Genomic DNA, 13,632 nt, shown 5'->3' on the forward strand with positions numbered 1-13,632 from the left:
ACGCGTGCCGGGCCCTTTCGGCCGGCCGGGGGGTTGATTCGGCATGAGCGCTTGGGAAAGTGACCCGTTGCCCGTGGCCGGAGTTTCGGTCGTGACCGTCACCCGGCCACCGGACGAACGGCCGTGCGGCGGAGAGGACGAGGGCGGCGCCGTGTGCACCGCCCCAGAAGACGGGCGTGCCGTCCCCGCGCCGGACGCCCGGTTCCGGATGGCCGTGACCGACCTCCTGGTGGCACCCGTGCGGACGGCCTTCCTGTGCGTGGCCGCCGCCACGGTCGTCGCGGCCGTGCTCGTCGTGTGGTTGACCTGACGGCGACGGGGGCGGAGCCCGGAACGTCCGGACCGTGGGCCCGTCAGCGGCCTGCCGGTTCGGCGGGCCGGACGTTCTGGGTCGCGTGGAAGAGGTTGTGCGGGTCGTAGGTCCGCTTGATCTCCGCCAGCCGGTCGAAGTGGTCCCCATAGGTGGCCCTGACCCGGTCCTGGCCCTCGTCCTCGCCCAGGAAGTTCACGTAGGAGCCGCCCATCGAGTACGGGCGGAGCGCCTCCTCGTAGGCGGTGCACCACTCCTTGAGCGCCGGGGCGTTGGCGGGGTCGGGGTCGATGCCGACGACGACACCGGACCAGATGGCGTCCCGGTGGCTCCAGGCGGTGGCGTCCCTCGGGACCCGCCCGGCGGCGCCGTCGACCGGATACAGGTGCATGGTCGACAAAGGGGTGGGGAGGTTCTCACCGTAGTGGAGATGGACGTCGAGGGACTCGTCGGTGATGCGGTCGAAGAAGGCGCCGCGCCAGTACCACTGGAGTCCGCTCGGAAGCAGGTCGTCGAACATGCTCTGGAGCGCCGGGTAGGGCATCGGCGTCGTGAAGTGGAAGGCCGGGGTCCCGGCGTCGTTCACGGGCCGGAGCACCTCGTCCAGGCGGTCCGGGTCGCCGGTCCAGCACCACACCACCCCGCACATCTTCCGTCCGTGGATCTCCTCGGGGAACGGCGGGCCGGGCGGTACCGAGAGCAGCGCGAAGAAGCCGTTCAGGTCGTCGGCGGACTGCGGCAGGAACTCGCGGTACCAGCGCAGCACCTCACGAGTCCGCTCAACCGGCCACAGGGTGAACGCGACGCCCACGGTGCTGACGGGATGCAGCCGGTAGCGGAACGAGGTGACGATGCCGAAGTTCCCGCCGCCTCCACGCAACGCCCAGAACAGATCGGAATGCTCGCTCTCGCTCGCGGTGACGAGGCTGCCGTCCGCGAGGACGACGTCGGCGGAGACCAGGTTGTCGATGGTGAGGCCGTATTTGCGGGTGAGGTGGCCGTGGCCGCCGCCCAGGGTGAGTCCGCCGACGCCGGTCGTCGAGTTGATGCCGGAGGGGGTGGCGAGACCGAAGGCGTGGCCGGCGTGGTCGAGGTCGCCGAGCTGGCTGCCGCCGCCGACCAGGGCGGTCCGCGTGCCGGGATCGATGTGCGTCCAGCGTATGGGCGCCAGGTCGATGGTGACGCCTTCGTCCACCAGACACAGTCCGGGACCGCTGTGGCCGCCGCCTCTCACGGCGAGCTCGAGACCGTGGTCGCGTACGAAATCGACGGCGGCCATGACATCGGCCACGTCCGTGCATCGCGCTATGGCCGCGGGCCGGCGGTCGATCATCCCGTTGTAGATCTTGCAGGCCTGCCCGTAGTCCAGATCGTCCGGGCCGATGACCGGACCGCGCAGCGCTGTCCGCATCGCTTCCAGAGTGGTGTCGTCCATCACGATCTCCTCCGGCGGGGGCACGGACCGTGACCCGCCTGCCCTTCGGCTCTTCCGGCTCTTCCGGCCGTCCCGGCCGCAGCTTCCGAACGCCCCGCCGTCGTGGTCCCCGCCGACGGGGGCATGGCCCGCAACCGACGCGCGGTCAGGGCCTCTCAGGTGTCCACATGGCTCGTACGTCCAGGGTCCCGCCGTCCGGGGACCGCCGCAAACCCCGCACGTCCCACGAGGCGCCCGCACTGCCGTGGGAGAGCACCATGGGGTCATGGACGGACACATCGGCCGGGTCAGTGGTCCGGCACGGGTGGCCGGGCCCGGCGAAGGCATCGGCCTGGAGGAACTGGCGCTCGCGGCCCGGAACCACGGGCTGCCGCTGGAAGCCATGCGCGACGACGTCACCCCGCCCGGACTGCACTACGTACTGACCCACTACGACATTCCCGCCGCCGCTGCCGAGGAGTGGGAGCTGACCGTGCAGGGGCTGGTCCGCACCCCGCTGGCCCTCGGCATCGACGCCCTGCGGTCCTTCCCGGCCGTCACCCAGCGCGTGACGATGGAGTGCGCCGGCAACGGTCGCGCGCGCCTCTCGCCACGACCGGTCAGCCAGCCGTGGCTGGTCGAGGCGGTCGGAACCGCCGACTGGACCGGAGTACCGCTGCGGGTGCTCCTGGCCGAGGCGGGGCCGGCGGCGGATGCCGTGGAGGCGGTGTTCACCGGCGCCGACCACGGCATCGAGCGGGGTGTGGAGCAGGACTACCGGCGGAGCCTGCCGTTGGCGGTGGCCACCGGCGACGACCCCGAGGTGCTGGTGGCGTACGAGATGAACGGCTCTCCCCTGCCGCCGCAGCACGGCCATCCCCTGCGGCTGGTGGTGCCCGGCTGGTACGGCATGGCGCACGTGAAATGGCTGTGCGACATCGACGTCACCGCGACGCCGTTCACGGGATTCCAGCAGGCGGTGGCCTACCGCTACCGGCAGTCGGCCGACGAGCCCGGCGAGGCGGTCACCCGGATCGCCCCTCGGGCCCTGATGATCCCGCCGGGGTTCCCGGACTTCATGTCCCGTGCCCGCGTGCTGAGGCCGGGTCGCGTCCTCCTGGAGGGCCGGGCGTGGTCCGGCAGGGCACCGGTGACCGCGGTCGAGGTGAGCACCGACGACGGCCGAAGCTGGCGCGCGACGGAAGTCGACCCTCCGGGCCGACACGGCTGGGCGTGGCGGCGCTGGCGTACGTGGTGGGACGCCGCACCCGGGACGTACGTGCTCAGCGTCCGCGCCGGCGACGCCGAGGGACATGTCCAGCCTCTGACGCAGCCGTGGAACCGCGGCGGCTTCGGCAACAACGCCGTCCAGCGGATTCCGGTCCTGTGCCTGCCTCCGGACTGATCCGCGCCGACGCGCCCACCTCGGTGGGGCAACTGCTCCGGGTGACCCCCTGCGCCCCGAAGTGCGGTGAGCAGCGCCGCTTCTAAAATGGACCTGGTACACGCACCTTGCGTTGCGTACGCGCACCCTGCGTCCGATGAACCACGGTTGCATCAGGGAGCTGTGATGCCCAATCGTCCCGGTCGGTCATGATGACCACCCCTGAGGATGAGCCGCGGAGCCCCTGGCCCCCGCCGATCGTGGTTCACCCCGTCATGCAGGGCGACCCGCCGTTCCGCTCCGTCGAGATCAACGGGGAACTGGCCGGCATCGCCCGCGATCTCGTGGAGTTGCTCGACCTGGCGTACAGCGCGGGTCTGAAGCACATCGATCTGGACGACCCCGCGCAGGTGAGATGGGTCGGCGGCGCCAAGTACAAGTGGGTTCTCTGACGGCCTTCCCACGGCCCGGGGCGGGCCGCCGCCCGGGCGGCGGGCGGCGGCGCGGCACAGGGATCGCGGCGTCAGTCGAGCGCGGCGGTGAGCGTGATCGTGGTGCCGGTGAGAGCCTTGCTGACCGGGCAATTGGCCTTCGCGTCCTCGGCCGCCGCCTTGAAGCCGGCCTCGTCCGTACCCGGCACCTGACCCGTCACCGTGAGGTGGATGCCGGTGATCCCGGGGCCCGGCTCGAACGTCACCGCGGCCTTCGTCGTGAGCATCGTCGGAGGCGTACCGGCCTTCGTGAGGATGTTCGACAGGGCCATCGAGAAACAGCTGGAGTGGGCGGCTGCGATCAGCTCCTCCGGGCTCGTCCTCCCGTTGGGATCCTCGGCACGAGAAGCCCAGGTCACGGGGAAGTGGCCGATGCCCGACGAGTCGAACGTGACCTCCCCGAAGCCCTTGAGCAGTTCGCCTTCCCACTCGGTGTGCGCGTTGCGTGTGGTGGCCACGAAGAATGCCTTCCTGTGTTTGGACGACGTCTCCCAGATCGTCCGCCCTGCGACGGCCGGACCGGGCCATCGACGCGCCGGGGCGCTCGTACTCGGCGGGCGTCGGTGCGCGGGCTGCACCCCGGGCGTCGGTGCGCGAGCTGTACGCCGGGGCTGGGTGCGCGGGATGTGCGACGGGGGCCGATCCGCGGGATGTACGCGGGCCGCTGGGGCGCACGTGGCCGCCCGAGCCTCAGGGGCAGGCGCTGCCTGGCGGGTCGACCGCCGGGTCCGTGGGGCGGGGCGCCGGCCCACCGGACGCGGTGATCGTCGACTGCGCACCCGGCGCCCGGCGGCTTAGCCTGGACGTATTGCCACGCTCGCCCCCGGCCCCGCGCCGCTGGGCGGCATCCGGCGGCGACTGAGGCAAACCGCGTCCACCCGCATTCGGCGGACGGGCGGTAGGCAACGCCGACGAGAGGACTGGCCATGACCCCCTCGACCCCCGACGAGCACGGGCCCCCGACACCTTCCCCCGACGAGACCCCGTCCGCGGCGGACATGGCGGACACGCAGGCCGCGCTCATCGATCTCGCGAACAGCGTGGCCCTGCTGCCGCAGGCGCCGCCGGCCGAAGGCGAGGAGGAACGTCCCGAGGGTGCCATCGCACTGCCGGTGATCGAACAGGACGGCACGCGGTACATCCCGGTCTTCACGTCGGAGGACGCGCTGCTGGCGGTCGGCGGGGACCCCGAGAGCGCGGTGCGCATCCCTGTCGTCGACCTGGCCGCCAACTGGCCGGCGGACGACCTGTGGCTCGCCGTCAATCCTTCCTCCGAGGAAGGATTGACCCTCCCGGCCGACCTGGTGCGTGCGCTCCCCATGGTCACGCGGCGCAACGGCCAGACCGGCATGCCCGAGCAGGGCGGCGCACCAGCGTAGGACGGCGCGTCGGAAGACAACGGCACGCCGAGGAGGGCGGCGGCGGAGCACGTCGGCGCCGGAGCACCCGGTCGGAGCCCGGCCGTACGACCGCATGGGAGCATGCCCGGCAACGCACTGACGTAGAGGGCTTCCAGAAGGGCTGCGGGCATGGGTGTGACCAACTGGGCAGGGAACATCACCTTTTCGACGGCTCAGCTGCACACTCCCGGATCGCTCGACGAACTGCGCACCCTGGTCGCCGGCAGCACCCAGGTGCGGGTCCTCGGCAGCGGACACTCGTTCAACACGATCGCCGACGTCGACGGTCCGGGCGGGACGCTGCTGTCCCTCACGCGTTTCCCGTCCTCCGTGGAGGTCGACACGGCGGCCCGCACGGTGCGCGCCGGGGGCGGTGTGCGGTACGCGGAACTGGCGCGGCTCGTCCACGGGCACGGACTGGCGCTGCCCAATCTGGCCTCGCTCCCGCACATCTCGGTGGCGGGCTCGGTCGCGACCGGCACACACGGTTCCGGCAGCGCCAACCAGCCACTGTCATCGGCGGTGAGCGCCGTGGAACTGGTCACCGCCGACGGCTCCTCGCTCGTGATGCGCCGCGGAGACGCCGGTTTCGAGGGCGCCGTGGTCTCACTGGGCGCCCTCGGAGTCGTCACCGCGCTCACGCTCGATCTGGAGCCGGCCTTCGACGTGAGTCAGCACGTCTTCACCGATCTGCCGCTGGCGGGGCTGGACTTCGAGGCCGTGAGCTCGGCGGCGTACAGCGTGAGTCTCTTCACCGACTGGCGCGCGTCACGCTTCACGCAGGCATGGTTCAAACGGCGTTCCGACGGACCGCCTCTCGACGTGCCCGGCGTTTCTTCGGCGGCCTCGGCGACGGAACAACTGCATCCCGTACCCGGCATGCCCGCGGTCAACTGCACTCCGCAGCTGGGTGCACCCGGGCCGTGGCACGAGCGACTGCCGCATTTCCGCGCCGAGTTCACTCCGAGCAGCGGCGCCGAACTCCAGTCGGAGTACCTGCTCCCCCGTGCCGACGCACTCGCCGCGCTGCGGCAGCTGGATTCCGTGCGCACGGCGCTGGCCCCCGTCCTCCAGATCTGCGAGGTACGCACGGTCGCCGCCGACACCCAGTGGCTCAGCCCGGCCCAGGGCCGCGACACGGTCGCCTTCCACTTCACCTGGGTCCCGGACGCGGCGGCGGTCCTGCCGGTGGTCGCCCTGGTCGAAGAACGCCTGTCGCCTTTCGCGCCGCGACCGCACTGGGGCAAGGTCTTCGGCGTACCGCCGGCGGAACTGCGAGCGCGCTATCCGCACGTGGGCGACTTCGCGGCGCTTGCGGGGAGGCTGGATCCGGCCGGGACGTTTCGCAATGCGTTCGTACGGGGGTGCCTGGCGGGTCTCGGCTGACCCGGCACTCGAGGCAGCGTGAGCCGACGAACGGCGCAACCGTGCAGCCCGGCAACTGGGCAATGCCACGCCTGAGGTGCGTCAACGGGCGCGGCGGATGCGGATCGGGCCGCGGGCCTCTGTCGGCTCGACGGGGCGTCCGGCCTGGGTGATCTCCACCTCGCCGGCGGCGACCAGCCGCCGGGCCGCGTCCCGGGCCGGCTCCATCAGCGCACGCCAGCCGTCGTCGTCCCCTCGGTACACGGCCCGCGCGGCGTCCGAGGGGCAGATGCTCGCAGTCGGGCTGCGACGCTCCAGCAGATCGAGGATGGCTCGCTCCAGACGCCGGTCCATCTGCCGTTCACTGTCCGCCACACCGCCAGTGTGGCACCGGCGGTGACACGTGGCAGTGTGGCGGAGCAGGTGGACGAGCGGGTACGCGCAGAAGATGGACCGCAAGGCTTGATCCCACGCGCTCCGATGCACCTCAGGCGTTGTTCTCGTCACCTCGCTGGACACACCCGTACCTCTCCTCACTGCGGACACCTGGCCGCCGGCATCGACGTCAGCGCGACGTACGCCCGCGCCGCCGCAACGCCGATACTTCAAGATCGAGCCATGCTGGTCGACATGATGGAGCTCGCGACATCTCCCCGGAGTCCAGGACTTGCCCTGATACGGACGGCGTTCGGCGACGCCTGGGTCCGGTGGTGTAAAGATCCGGCCGCCCCACCCGGGTGAGTATCACGTCGAGTGGACCATCGACGACGACATCACCTGGGGAGAGAACATCAGGACAACTGCCCTTTGCGGTCCCGGTGTTCGCTCCGGAGGTCTCGGACGCGTCATCCTGCGGGGTCGGCTGGAGCTCGTGGATGACGAGCCGCCGGGCCGGCCGCGAGCAGGAGGAGCCTCCCCCTCAGACCGACTTCAGCCCCGACGTCCGTGCCCCGTGAATCGCCCCCGCCGTCCGCGCCAGCGGTGTGCCCGTGCCGCCCCAGCGCAGGGCGACGATCTCCGCCGCGACCGAGACCGCCACCTCCTCCGGGGTGCGGGCGCCGAGGTCGAGGCCGATCGGTGAGTGGAGGCGGGCCAGTTCGTCCTCGGTCAGGCCCCGCTCCCGCAGGCGGGCCATGCGGTCATCGTGCGTGCGGCGGCTGCCCATGACGCCGATGTACGAGGCCGGTGAGCGCAGGGCGACCTCCAGGAGCGGTACGTCGAACTTGGGGTCGTGGGTGAGGACGCAGAGCACCGTCCGGTCGTCCGTCCCGGTCGTGCGCAGATAGCGGTGCGGCCAGTCGACGACGACCTCGACGCCGTCGGGGAAGCGTCGTGGGTCCGCGAATACCGGGCGGGCGTCGCACACCGTGACCCGGTAGCCGAGGAAGGCTCCGATGCCCGCGACCGCGGCCGCGAAGTCGATGGCGCCGAAGACCAGCATCCGGGGTGGTGGGGCGAAGGCGTGCAGGAAGACCGTGACGTCGTCCACGCGTCGCTCGCCGTGCGGGCCGTAGTGGCGTCGGCCGGTCGCGCCCTGGGCGAGTTCGCCGCGGGCGTCGTCGGTGACCGCGGCGTCGAGTCCCGTGGAGCCCAGCGAGCCCGACACGCTGTCCGGCCACACGGCGAGGGCCGCGCCCCGCGCGGCGGGGCCGTCGACGACGGTGGCGACCACCACGGGGCGGTGGTCGGCGACCGATGCCGCGACCTCACCGAAGGACGGGTCGGTGGCCGCCGACACCGGGCGTACGAGGACGGTGATCTCACCTCCGCAGGTGAGGCCCACGGCGAACGCGTCCTCGTCGCTGTATCCGAAGGTCTCCAGCCGGGCCAGGCCGCTCTCGGCGACCTCCTTGGCCAGTTCGAAGACCGCGCCCTCGACGCATCCCCCGGAGACGCTGCCGACGACCTGGTCGTCCGGCCCCACCGCCATCGACGCGCCGGGACCCCGGGGTGCGCTGCGGCTGACGCCGACGACGGTTGCGAGACCGAAGGTGGCACCGGCCTCGTACCACTGACGGAGCGTCGGGAGGATCTCACGCATGGGCCGCACCTCTCACCACGGCCGCCGGCCGTTCGGGCGCGGCCGTGCCGGCGCCGCTCGATGCCGCGACGGGACTCGGGGTGTCGGGCATCCCGGCGGCGTGCGCAGCAGAGATCAGCCGTTCCGCTCTCACAGTCGCCACCTTAGGACCGGCCGCCAGGGTGCGCGAGCCGTTGCCGGACGGTGATCCACCAGGCCGCCCGGCGCCGGTTACGCCCTGGGCTGATCCCTCTCCCGCTGCCGAAAGCACGGATGTAATCTGAATTACATGATCACTCAAGAGCAGGAACAGGTGCTGCGGGGCTGGTTCGCCGGGCGACTGCCCGACGGGCTCTTCGCCGAGCTCCTGGAAGTGACTGTGGACCGCGAGGAGATCACCGTCGTCGGCCGGATACCCGAGCCGGAGCTCGCCGACGACGTCTCGCCCGCGGAACGGGAAGCGGCGCGGGAAGGCCGTGCCGCGGAGTTCAGGGAGCGCACCCGCGACGACCGGGTGCAGGTCGCACGGCAGGCGGAGCGGAAGTTCGGGCGCAAGGTCTCATGGGGCGTCGAGTGCGGCGGCCTGCGGACCATGTTCACCACCGTCTCGGCGCCGACGATGACCCGGCTGCGCCAGCCGGAGCGGCAGCTCCTGGACACACTGATCGCCGCGGGTGTCGCCCGCAGCCGCAGCGATGCCCTCGCCTGGTGCGTCCGCCTGGTCCAGCGCAACGCGGACACCTGGCTGACCGATCTGCGCGACTCGCTCAGGCATGTCGAGGAGGTACGGGAGCAGGGGCCCGACCGCGCCTGAGGGCTGTGCCGTCGCGAAAGGGGCCCGACGCGGGCGAGACTGTTCCCGTCGGGCCGGGTGCGACGCCGGAGCCGGCCGCTCCGGCGTCCGCCGCGCCGCAGACATGCACGCAGGCAGACATGCAGCTCTCCCCGGAGGACCGGATGAACGACGGCACGATCGCCTTCCTCGACGCCGACGCGGTACGCACCGCACTGCCCATGGCGTCGGCGATCGCCGCCCTCCAGCGGGCTCTGCGCGACGGACTGGACCCGGAGTCCGATCCCGCCCGGTCCGTGGTCCCCGCCGAGCACGGACAGCTGCTGCTGATGCCGTCGCACGCCGCAGGCTACGCGGGCGTCAAGATCGCCTCCGTCGCACCGGCCAACCCGGACCGCGGACTCCCCCGCATCCAGGGCAGCTATCTGCTGTTCGATGCCGAGACGCTTCGCCCGGTCGCCGTGCTCGACGGGATCGCACTGACCGCCGTACGCACCGCGGCGGTGTCGGCCGCCGCGGCCGACCTGCTCGCCGTGCCCGACGCACAACGCCTGGTCGTCTTCGGAACCGGACCTCAGGCCCACAGCCATGTCGAGGCCCTGCGGGCGATCCGGCCGCTGCGGCACATCACGGTCGTCGGCCGCGACCCGCAGCGGCTGGCGCGCTTCCTGGGGCAGTACGAGGCAGCAGCGGACGTCTCCGTCGAGGCCGGGACCGCGGACGCGGTGGCCACGGCGGACCTGGTGGCCTGCTGCACCACCGCCCGTACGCCCCTGTTCGACGGATCGGCACTGCCCGCGCGGGCGACGGTCGTCGCCGTCGGGTCCCACGAGCGCGACGCACGCGAGGTGGACGACGAGACCGTGCGCCGCTCGATGGTGGTGGTGGAGGCACGGTCCGCCGCGCTCCGCGAGGCCGGCGATGTCGTGCTCGCGGTGGAGTCGGGGGCGCTGGATGCGGACGAACTCGTGGCCTTCGCCGGGCTCGCGCGCGGTGAGGCGCGGGTCGACGGCTCCCGTCCGCGGCTGTTCAAGAGCGTCGGGATGGCATGGGAGGACCTGGTCCTCGCCGGCGTGGCGTACGAGGCCCTGCGCAACTGACCGCGCACTGTGCGGCGTTGACACTGACCGCGCACTGTGCGGCGTTGACCGACTCGGCCGTCGGACCACTCCGCCCGTCCCGGGCGTGCGCACCGGCCCTGCCCGCCCCGGGGCAGATCGCGGACGCACCTGAGCGTTCCGCGTATCGCGGGCCGCGCCGCCCACATCGTCGGACAACTCACCACCCGGACCAGGCATTTGACGGCCTCACCGCCCCGGCGGCATCTCTTCCCACGGTTTCGGTTTCTTTTATTGACAGCGGAAATTAACTCACCTACGTTTCCCGCCATGCCGTCGACGTACCGTGTGGAGACGTTCCCGGTGGCCACCCCGGCCGCCTCCGCCGTCTTCATCACCGTGCTCTCCCAGGGCCCGCTCACCCGGGTCGAACTCGCCCGCCGCACCGGGCTCTCCTCCGCCGCCGTGACCAAGGCGGTCCGCCCGCTGATCGAGGCGGGCTATGTGATCGAGACCGAGGGCGACGGGATGCGCGCATCGCTCGGGCGCCCCGCCAACCCCGTACAGGTCGACGGCGGCCGGGCCCTGTTCATCGGCGTCAAGGTGACCGGCGACGAGGTCATCGCCGTACTGACGGACCTGTGCTGCCGCATCAGGACCGCGCGCCACGCACCGTTCACCACGCAGCGGCCGGCCGATGTCATCGGGCTCATCGCCGCGCTGACCGAGGGGTTGGCCGCCGAGGCGCAGGGCCTCGGAGTCGCTGTGCAGGGGGTCGGCGTCGCCGTGTCCGGGGACGTCGACCGCTCCGCCGGGGTCGTGCACTACTCCCCCTTCCTCGGCTGGCGCGACATCGCGCTGGCCGAGCTGGTGTCGGCGGCGACAGGGCTCCCGGTGACCGTCGACAACGATGTCCGCGCACTGACGATCGCCGAGCAGTGGTTCGGCGGGGGCGTCGGCTGCGCGAACTTCGCCGTCGTCACGGTCGGCGCCGGTATCGGCTGCGGACTCGTGGTCGACGGCCGCGTGGTCTCAGGCTCGCACGGTGTGGCGGGTGAGATCGGCCATCTCCCCATCGACCCGCAGGGGCCCGTCTGTCACTGCGGCAACACCGGCTGCGTCGAGGCGATCGCCTCGGACTCCGCGATTCTGCGGCGCATCCGGGAGGACACCGGCCGTCCGGTGGCCGACTCCGCCGAAGCCCTGGAACTGGCCCATGCGGGTGCCGCGGGCGCCCGGGAGGCGTACGCCCGGGCCGGTGAGGCGATCGGGCGCGCGATCGGGGCCGTGGTCAATCTGCTCGGACCCGAGCGCGTGATCATCTCGGGCGAGGGACTCGCGGCGTACGACCTGTTCGCCGAGCACATTCGTGACGCCTTCGGAGCGGCGGCCTTCGGGGCCGCCGCCCGGTGCGAGGTGACGACCCGTCCGCTGCCCTTCGAGGAATGGGCGCGGGGGGCCGCGGCCGCCGCGATTCAGACGTTCATCGGATCCGAACCCCGATAGGAGCCCCATGCTGTCCCCCGCAGCGTTCACCTCAGGAGCCGTGGCACTCGCCGTCGCCACCGCCCTCATCTCGGCCGCGCCTCCCACCGGACCCACGGCATCGATCCAGAGACCGGCCACCACGATCCCCGCCGCGCCCGCGGCCGTGACACCGGACGCACGTGCGCAGGAAGCCCCCGCGCAGGACGCCGTCGCGCAGAAGCCGTACATGGGATGGACCAGCTGGTCCATGCAGTCCAGCAAGTACCCCGGCCTCAACCCGCGGGGTGACTACAGCTATCTGACCGAGGCCAACGTGCTCAAGCAGGCGGACGCCATGGCCGCCAAGCTCAAGCCCTACGGCTACGAGTACGTCAACATCGACGCCGGCTGGTGGCGCGACTGGCAGTGGAAGCCGCACTTCGACGCGTACGGCCGGCAGCAGGCCGACCCCGAGCGGTTCCCGAGCGGGATGAAGGCGGTGGCCGACCGCCTGCACCGCAAGGGCCTCAAGGCGGGCATCTATCTGCCGGTCGGCCTGGAGAAGGAGGCCTACGGCGAGGGCAAGGTGCCCGTCTGGAACGCCCCCGGCTGCACCACCGGCGACATCGTCCACAGCGATCTGCGCACCACGAACGGCTGGGACAGCGCCTACAAGATCGACTTTTCGCAGGCGTGCGCCCAGAAGTACATCGACTCCCAGGCGCAGTTGTTCGCCGACTGGGGCTATGACTTCCTCAAGATCGACGGCGTCGGCCCCGGCTCCTTCAAGAGCGGTGACAACTACGACAACCGCGCCGACATCGCCGCGTGGAAGCAGGCCATCGCCACCGCCGGGCGCCCCATCCACCTCGAACTCTCGTGGTCGCTGGACGTCAACCACGTGGCCGACTGGAAGAAGTACTCCAACGGCTGGCGTATCGACACCGATGTCGAGTGCTACTGCAACACATTGGTGACCTGGGACAACTCCGTCGAGGACCGGTGGCGCGACACCCCGGCGTGGACCCGGCACGGGGGCCCCGGCGGGTTCAACGACCTGGACTCCCTGAACGTCGGCAACGGCGCGATGGACGGGCTGACCAAGGCCGAGCGGCAGAGCTACATGACCCTGTGGGCGATCTCCAAGTCCCCGCTGTACACGGGTGACGACATCACCGAGCTGGACTCCTACGGCCTCTCCCTCCTCACCAACCGCGAGGTGCTGAAGCTCAATCAGCAGGCCTCACCGGCGGCCCGGCCGGTGACTGCGGGCGACAGTCAGGTGTGGGGCGCGAAGAACCCGGACGGGACGTACACGGTCGCCCTGTTCAACCTGGGTGACACACCGGCCGCGGTCACGGCCGACTGGTCCAGCCTCGGCTTCGGCGGCCGGGCTTCCGTGCGCGACGTGTGGAACAAGGAGAACCTCGGCCGGTACAACGGCGGCATCACCCAGGCCGTACCCGCCCATGGCTCACGGCTGTTCGTCGTACAGCCGGGCGGACCCGCGCCGGCGATGACGGCCTACGAGGCGGAGGCCCCGGCCAACACGCTCGCCGGCAGCGCGTCCGTCGCCGGCTGCGACGAGTGCTCGGGCGGCAAGAAGGTCGGCAACCTGTACGTCGGCGGCTCGCTCCGCTTCAACGAGGTCGTCGTCAAGAAGGCCGGCACCTATGTCCTCAACGTCGCCTACACCTCCGGAGACCCGCGGCAGATCCGGGTCGGCGCGAACGGGTCGCCCGGTGCCACCTGGGACTTCCCGTCCAGCGGCGGCTGGGGCGCGGCCGAGAGGGTCAGCGTTCCCGTCACGCTGAAGGCTGGCAGCAACACGATCACGTTCGACAGCGGTTCCGGCTACTCGCCCGACATCGACCGGATCGACGTCCCGCAGCAGCAGCGGTCCTGAACCGGCGGCCGGGGGCGCCTGACC

13 protein-coding genes are annotated in these 13,632 nt (G+C 71.6%); 9 read left to right on the top strand and 4 right to left on the bottom strand.

Annotation, left to right across the window (positions count from 1 at the left end; translation table 11 throughout):
- Positions 1 to 43: 43 nt before the first annotated feature.
- Positions 44 to 310 (top strand): hypothetical protein, encoded by a 267-nt coding sequence (locus tag OHA05_RS03655; RefSeq protein WP_328859793.1) that lies wholly within the window; start codon positions 44 to 46, stop codon positions 308 to 310.
- 43 nt (positions 311 to 353) lie between these two features.
- On the opposite strand, the gene OHA05_RS03660 is transcribed toward OHA05_RS03655, so the two are convergent.
- Positions 354 to 1,745, bottom strand: a complete 1,392-nt coding sequence (locus OHA05_RS03660) for an FAD-binding oxidoreductase (protein ID WP_313947871.1) — start codon at positions 1,743 to 1,745, stop codon at positions 354 to 356.
- 265 nt (positions 1,746 to 2,010) lie between these two features.
- On the opposite strand from OHA05_RS03660, the gene OHA05_RS03665 reads away from it, so the two are divergent.
- Positions 2,011 to 3,129: a sulfite oxidase gene (locus OHA05_RS03665; protein ID WP_328859794.1), complete on the top strand. Its 1,119-nt coding sequence runs from the start codon at positions 2,011 to 2,013 to the stop codon at positions 3,127 to 3,129.
- 254 nt (positions 3,130 to 3,383) lie between these two features.
- The gene (locus OHA05_RS03670; RefSeq protein WP_328859795.1) at positions 3,384 to 3,560 is read left to right on the top strand and encodes a hypothetical protein; all 177 of its coding nucleotides are present in this window, start codon (positions 3,384 to 3,386) and stop codon (positions 3,558 to 3,560) included.
- 71 nt (positions 3,561 to 3,631) lie between these two features.
- On the opposite strand, the gene OHA05_RS03675 is transcribed toward OHA05_RS03670, so the two are convergent.
- Positions 3,632 to 4,057 carry an OsmC family protein gene (locus OHA05_RS03675; protein ID WP_328859796.1) on the bottom strand — a complete coding sequence of 142 codons (426 nt, stop codon included), beginning with the start codon at positions 4,055 to 4,057 and terminating at the stop codon, positions 3,632 to 3,634.
- 468 nt (positions 4,058 to 4,525) lie between these two features.
- On the opposite strand from OHA05_RS03675, the gene OHA05_RS03680 reads away from it, so the two are divergent.
- Together OHA05_RS03680 and OHA05_RS03685 are read left to right on the top strand one after the other, a co-directional pair.
- Positions 4,526 to 4,978, top strand: coding sequence for an SseB family protein (locus OHA05_RS03680; protein WP_328859797.1), 453 nt, complete (start codon positions 4,526 to 4,528; stop codon positions 4,976 to 4,978).
- Positions 4,979 to 5,128: 150 nt separating this feature from the next.
- Positions 5,129 to 6,385, top strand: coding sequence for an FAD-binding protein (locus OHA05_RS03685; protein WP_328859798.1), 1,257 nt, complete (start codon positions 5,129 to 5,131; stop codon positions 6,383 to 6,385).
- Between the two features lie 81 nt (positions 6,386 to 6,466).
- Here OHA05_RS03685 and OHA05_RS03690 read toward each other — a convergent pair whose 3' ends face one another.
- Positions 6,467 to 6,718, bottom strand: coding sequence for a DUF3253 domain-containing protein (locus OHA05_RS03690; RefSeq protein WP_413777856.1), 252 nt, complete (start codon positions 6,716 to 6,718; stop codon positions 6,467 to 6,469).
- A 565-nt stretch (positions 6,719 to 7,283) separates the two neighbouring features.
- A complete protein-coding gene (locus OHA05_RS03695; protein ID WP_328859799.1) occupies positions 7,284 to 8,405 on the bottom strand; it encodes an XdhC/CoxI family protein in 1,122 nt (373 codons plus the stop codon).
- 268 nt (positions 8,406 to 8,673) lie between these two features.
- On the opposite strand from OHA05_RS03695, the gene OHA05_RS03700 reads away from it, so the two are divergent.
- The 4 genes from OHA05_RS03700 (at position 8,674) to OHA05_RS03715 (ending at position 13,608) form a co-directional block, all read left to right on the top strand.
- A complete protein-coding gene (locus tag OHA05_RS03700; RefSeq protein WP_313947863.1) occupies positions 8,674 to 9,198 on the top strand; it encodes a hypothetical protein in 525 nt (174 codons plus the stop codon).
- 119 nt (positions 9,199 to 9,317) lie between these two features.
- A complete protein-coding gene (locus tag OHA05_RS03705; RefSeq protein ID WP_328859800.1) occupies positions 9,318 to 10,277 on the top strand; it encodes an ornithine cyclodeaminase family protein in 960 nt (319 codons plus the stop codon).
- 288 nt (positions 10,278 to 10,565) lie between these two features.
- Complete coding sequence (locus tag OHA05_RS03710) at positions 10,566 to 11,741, top strand: ROK family transcriptional regulator (protein ID WP_328859801.1); 1,176 nt, start codon at positions 10,566 to 10,568, stop codon at positions 11,739 to 11,741.
- 7 nt (positions 11,742 to 11,748) lie between these two features.
- The gene (locus OHA05_RS03715) at positions 11,749 to 13,608 is read left to right on the top strand and encodes an alpha-galactosidase D (RefSeq protein ID WP_313947860.1); all 1,860 of its coding nucleotides are present in this window, start codon (positions 11,749 to 11,751) and stop codon (positions 13,606 to 13,608) included.
- The last annotated feature ends 24 nt before the right edge of the window (positions 13,609 to 13,632 follow it).

This window comes from Streptomyces sp. NBC_00306 (assembly GCF_036169555.1).
Classification (GTDB): Bacteria; Actinomycetota; Actinomycetes; order Streptomycetales; family Streptomycetaceae; genus Streptomyces; species Streptomyces achmelvichensis.

Coding starts and splice junctions, on each gene's coding strand:
- OHA05_RS03655 (WP_328859793.1), top strand. CDS start 44: ATGAGCGCTTGGGAAAGTGACCCGTTGCCCGTGGCCGGAGTTTCGGTC.
- OHA05_RS03660 (WP_313947871.1), bottom strand. CDS start 1,745: ATGGACGACACCACTCTGGAAGCGATGCGGACAGCGCTGCGCGGTCCG.
- OHA05_RS03665 (WP_328859794.1), top strand. CDS start 2,011: ATGGACGGACACATCGGCCGGGTCAGTGGTCCGGCACGGGTGGCCGGG.
- OHA05_RS03670 (WP_328859795.1), top strand. CDS start 3,384: ATGCAGGGCGACCCGCCGTTCCGCTCCGTCGAGATCAACGGGGAACTG.
- OHA05_RS03680 (WP_328859797.1), top strand. CDS start 4,526: ATGACCCCCTCGACCCCCGACGAGCACGGGCCCCCGACACCTTCCCCC.
- OHA05_RS03685 (WP_328859798.1), top strand. CDS start 5,129: ATGGGTGTGACCAACTGGGCAGGGAACATCACCTTTTCGACGGCTCAG.
- OHA05_RS03690 (WP_413777856.1), bottom strand. CDS start 6,718: ATGGACCGGCGTCTGGAGCGAGCCATCCTCGATCTGCTGGAGCGTCGC.
- OHA05_RS03695 (WP_328859799.1), bottom strand. CDS start 8,405: ATGCGTGAGATCCTCCCGACGCTCCGTCAGTGGTACGAGGCCGGTGCC.
- OHA05_RS03700 (WP_313947863.1), top strand. CDS start 8,674: ATGATCACTCAAGAGCAGGAACAGGTGCTGCGGGGCTGGTTCGCCGGG.
- OHA05_RS03705 (WP_328859800.1), top strand. CDS start 9,318: ATGCAGCTCTCCCCGGAGGACCGGATGAACGACGGCACGATCGCCTTC.
- OHA05_RS03710 (WP_328859801.1), top strand. CDS start 10,566: ATGCCGTCGACGTACCGTGTGGAGACGTTCCCGGTGGCCACCCCGGCC.
- OHA05_RS03715 (WP_313947860.1), top strand. CDS start 11,749: ATGCTGTCCCCCGCAGCGTTCACCTCAGGAGCCGTGGCACTCGCCGTC.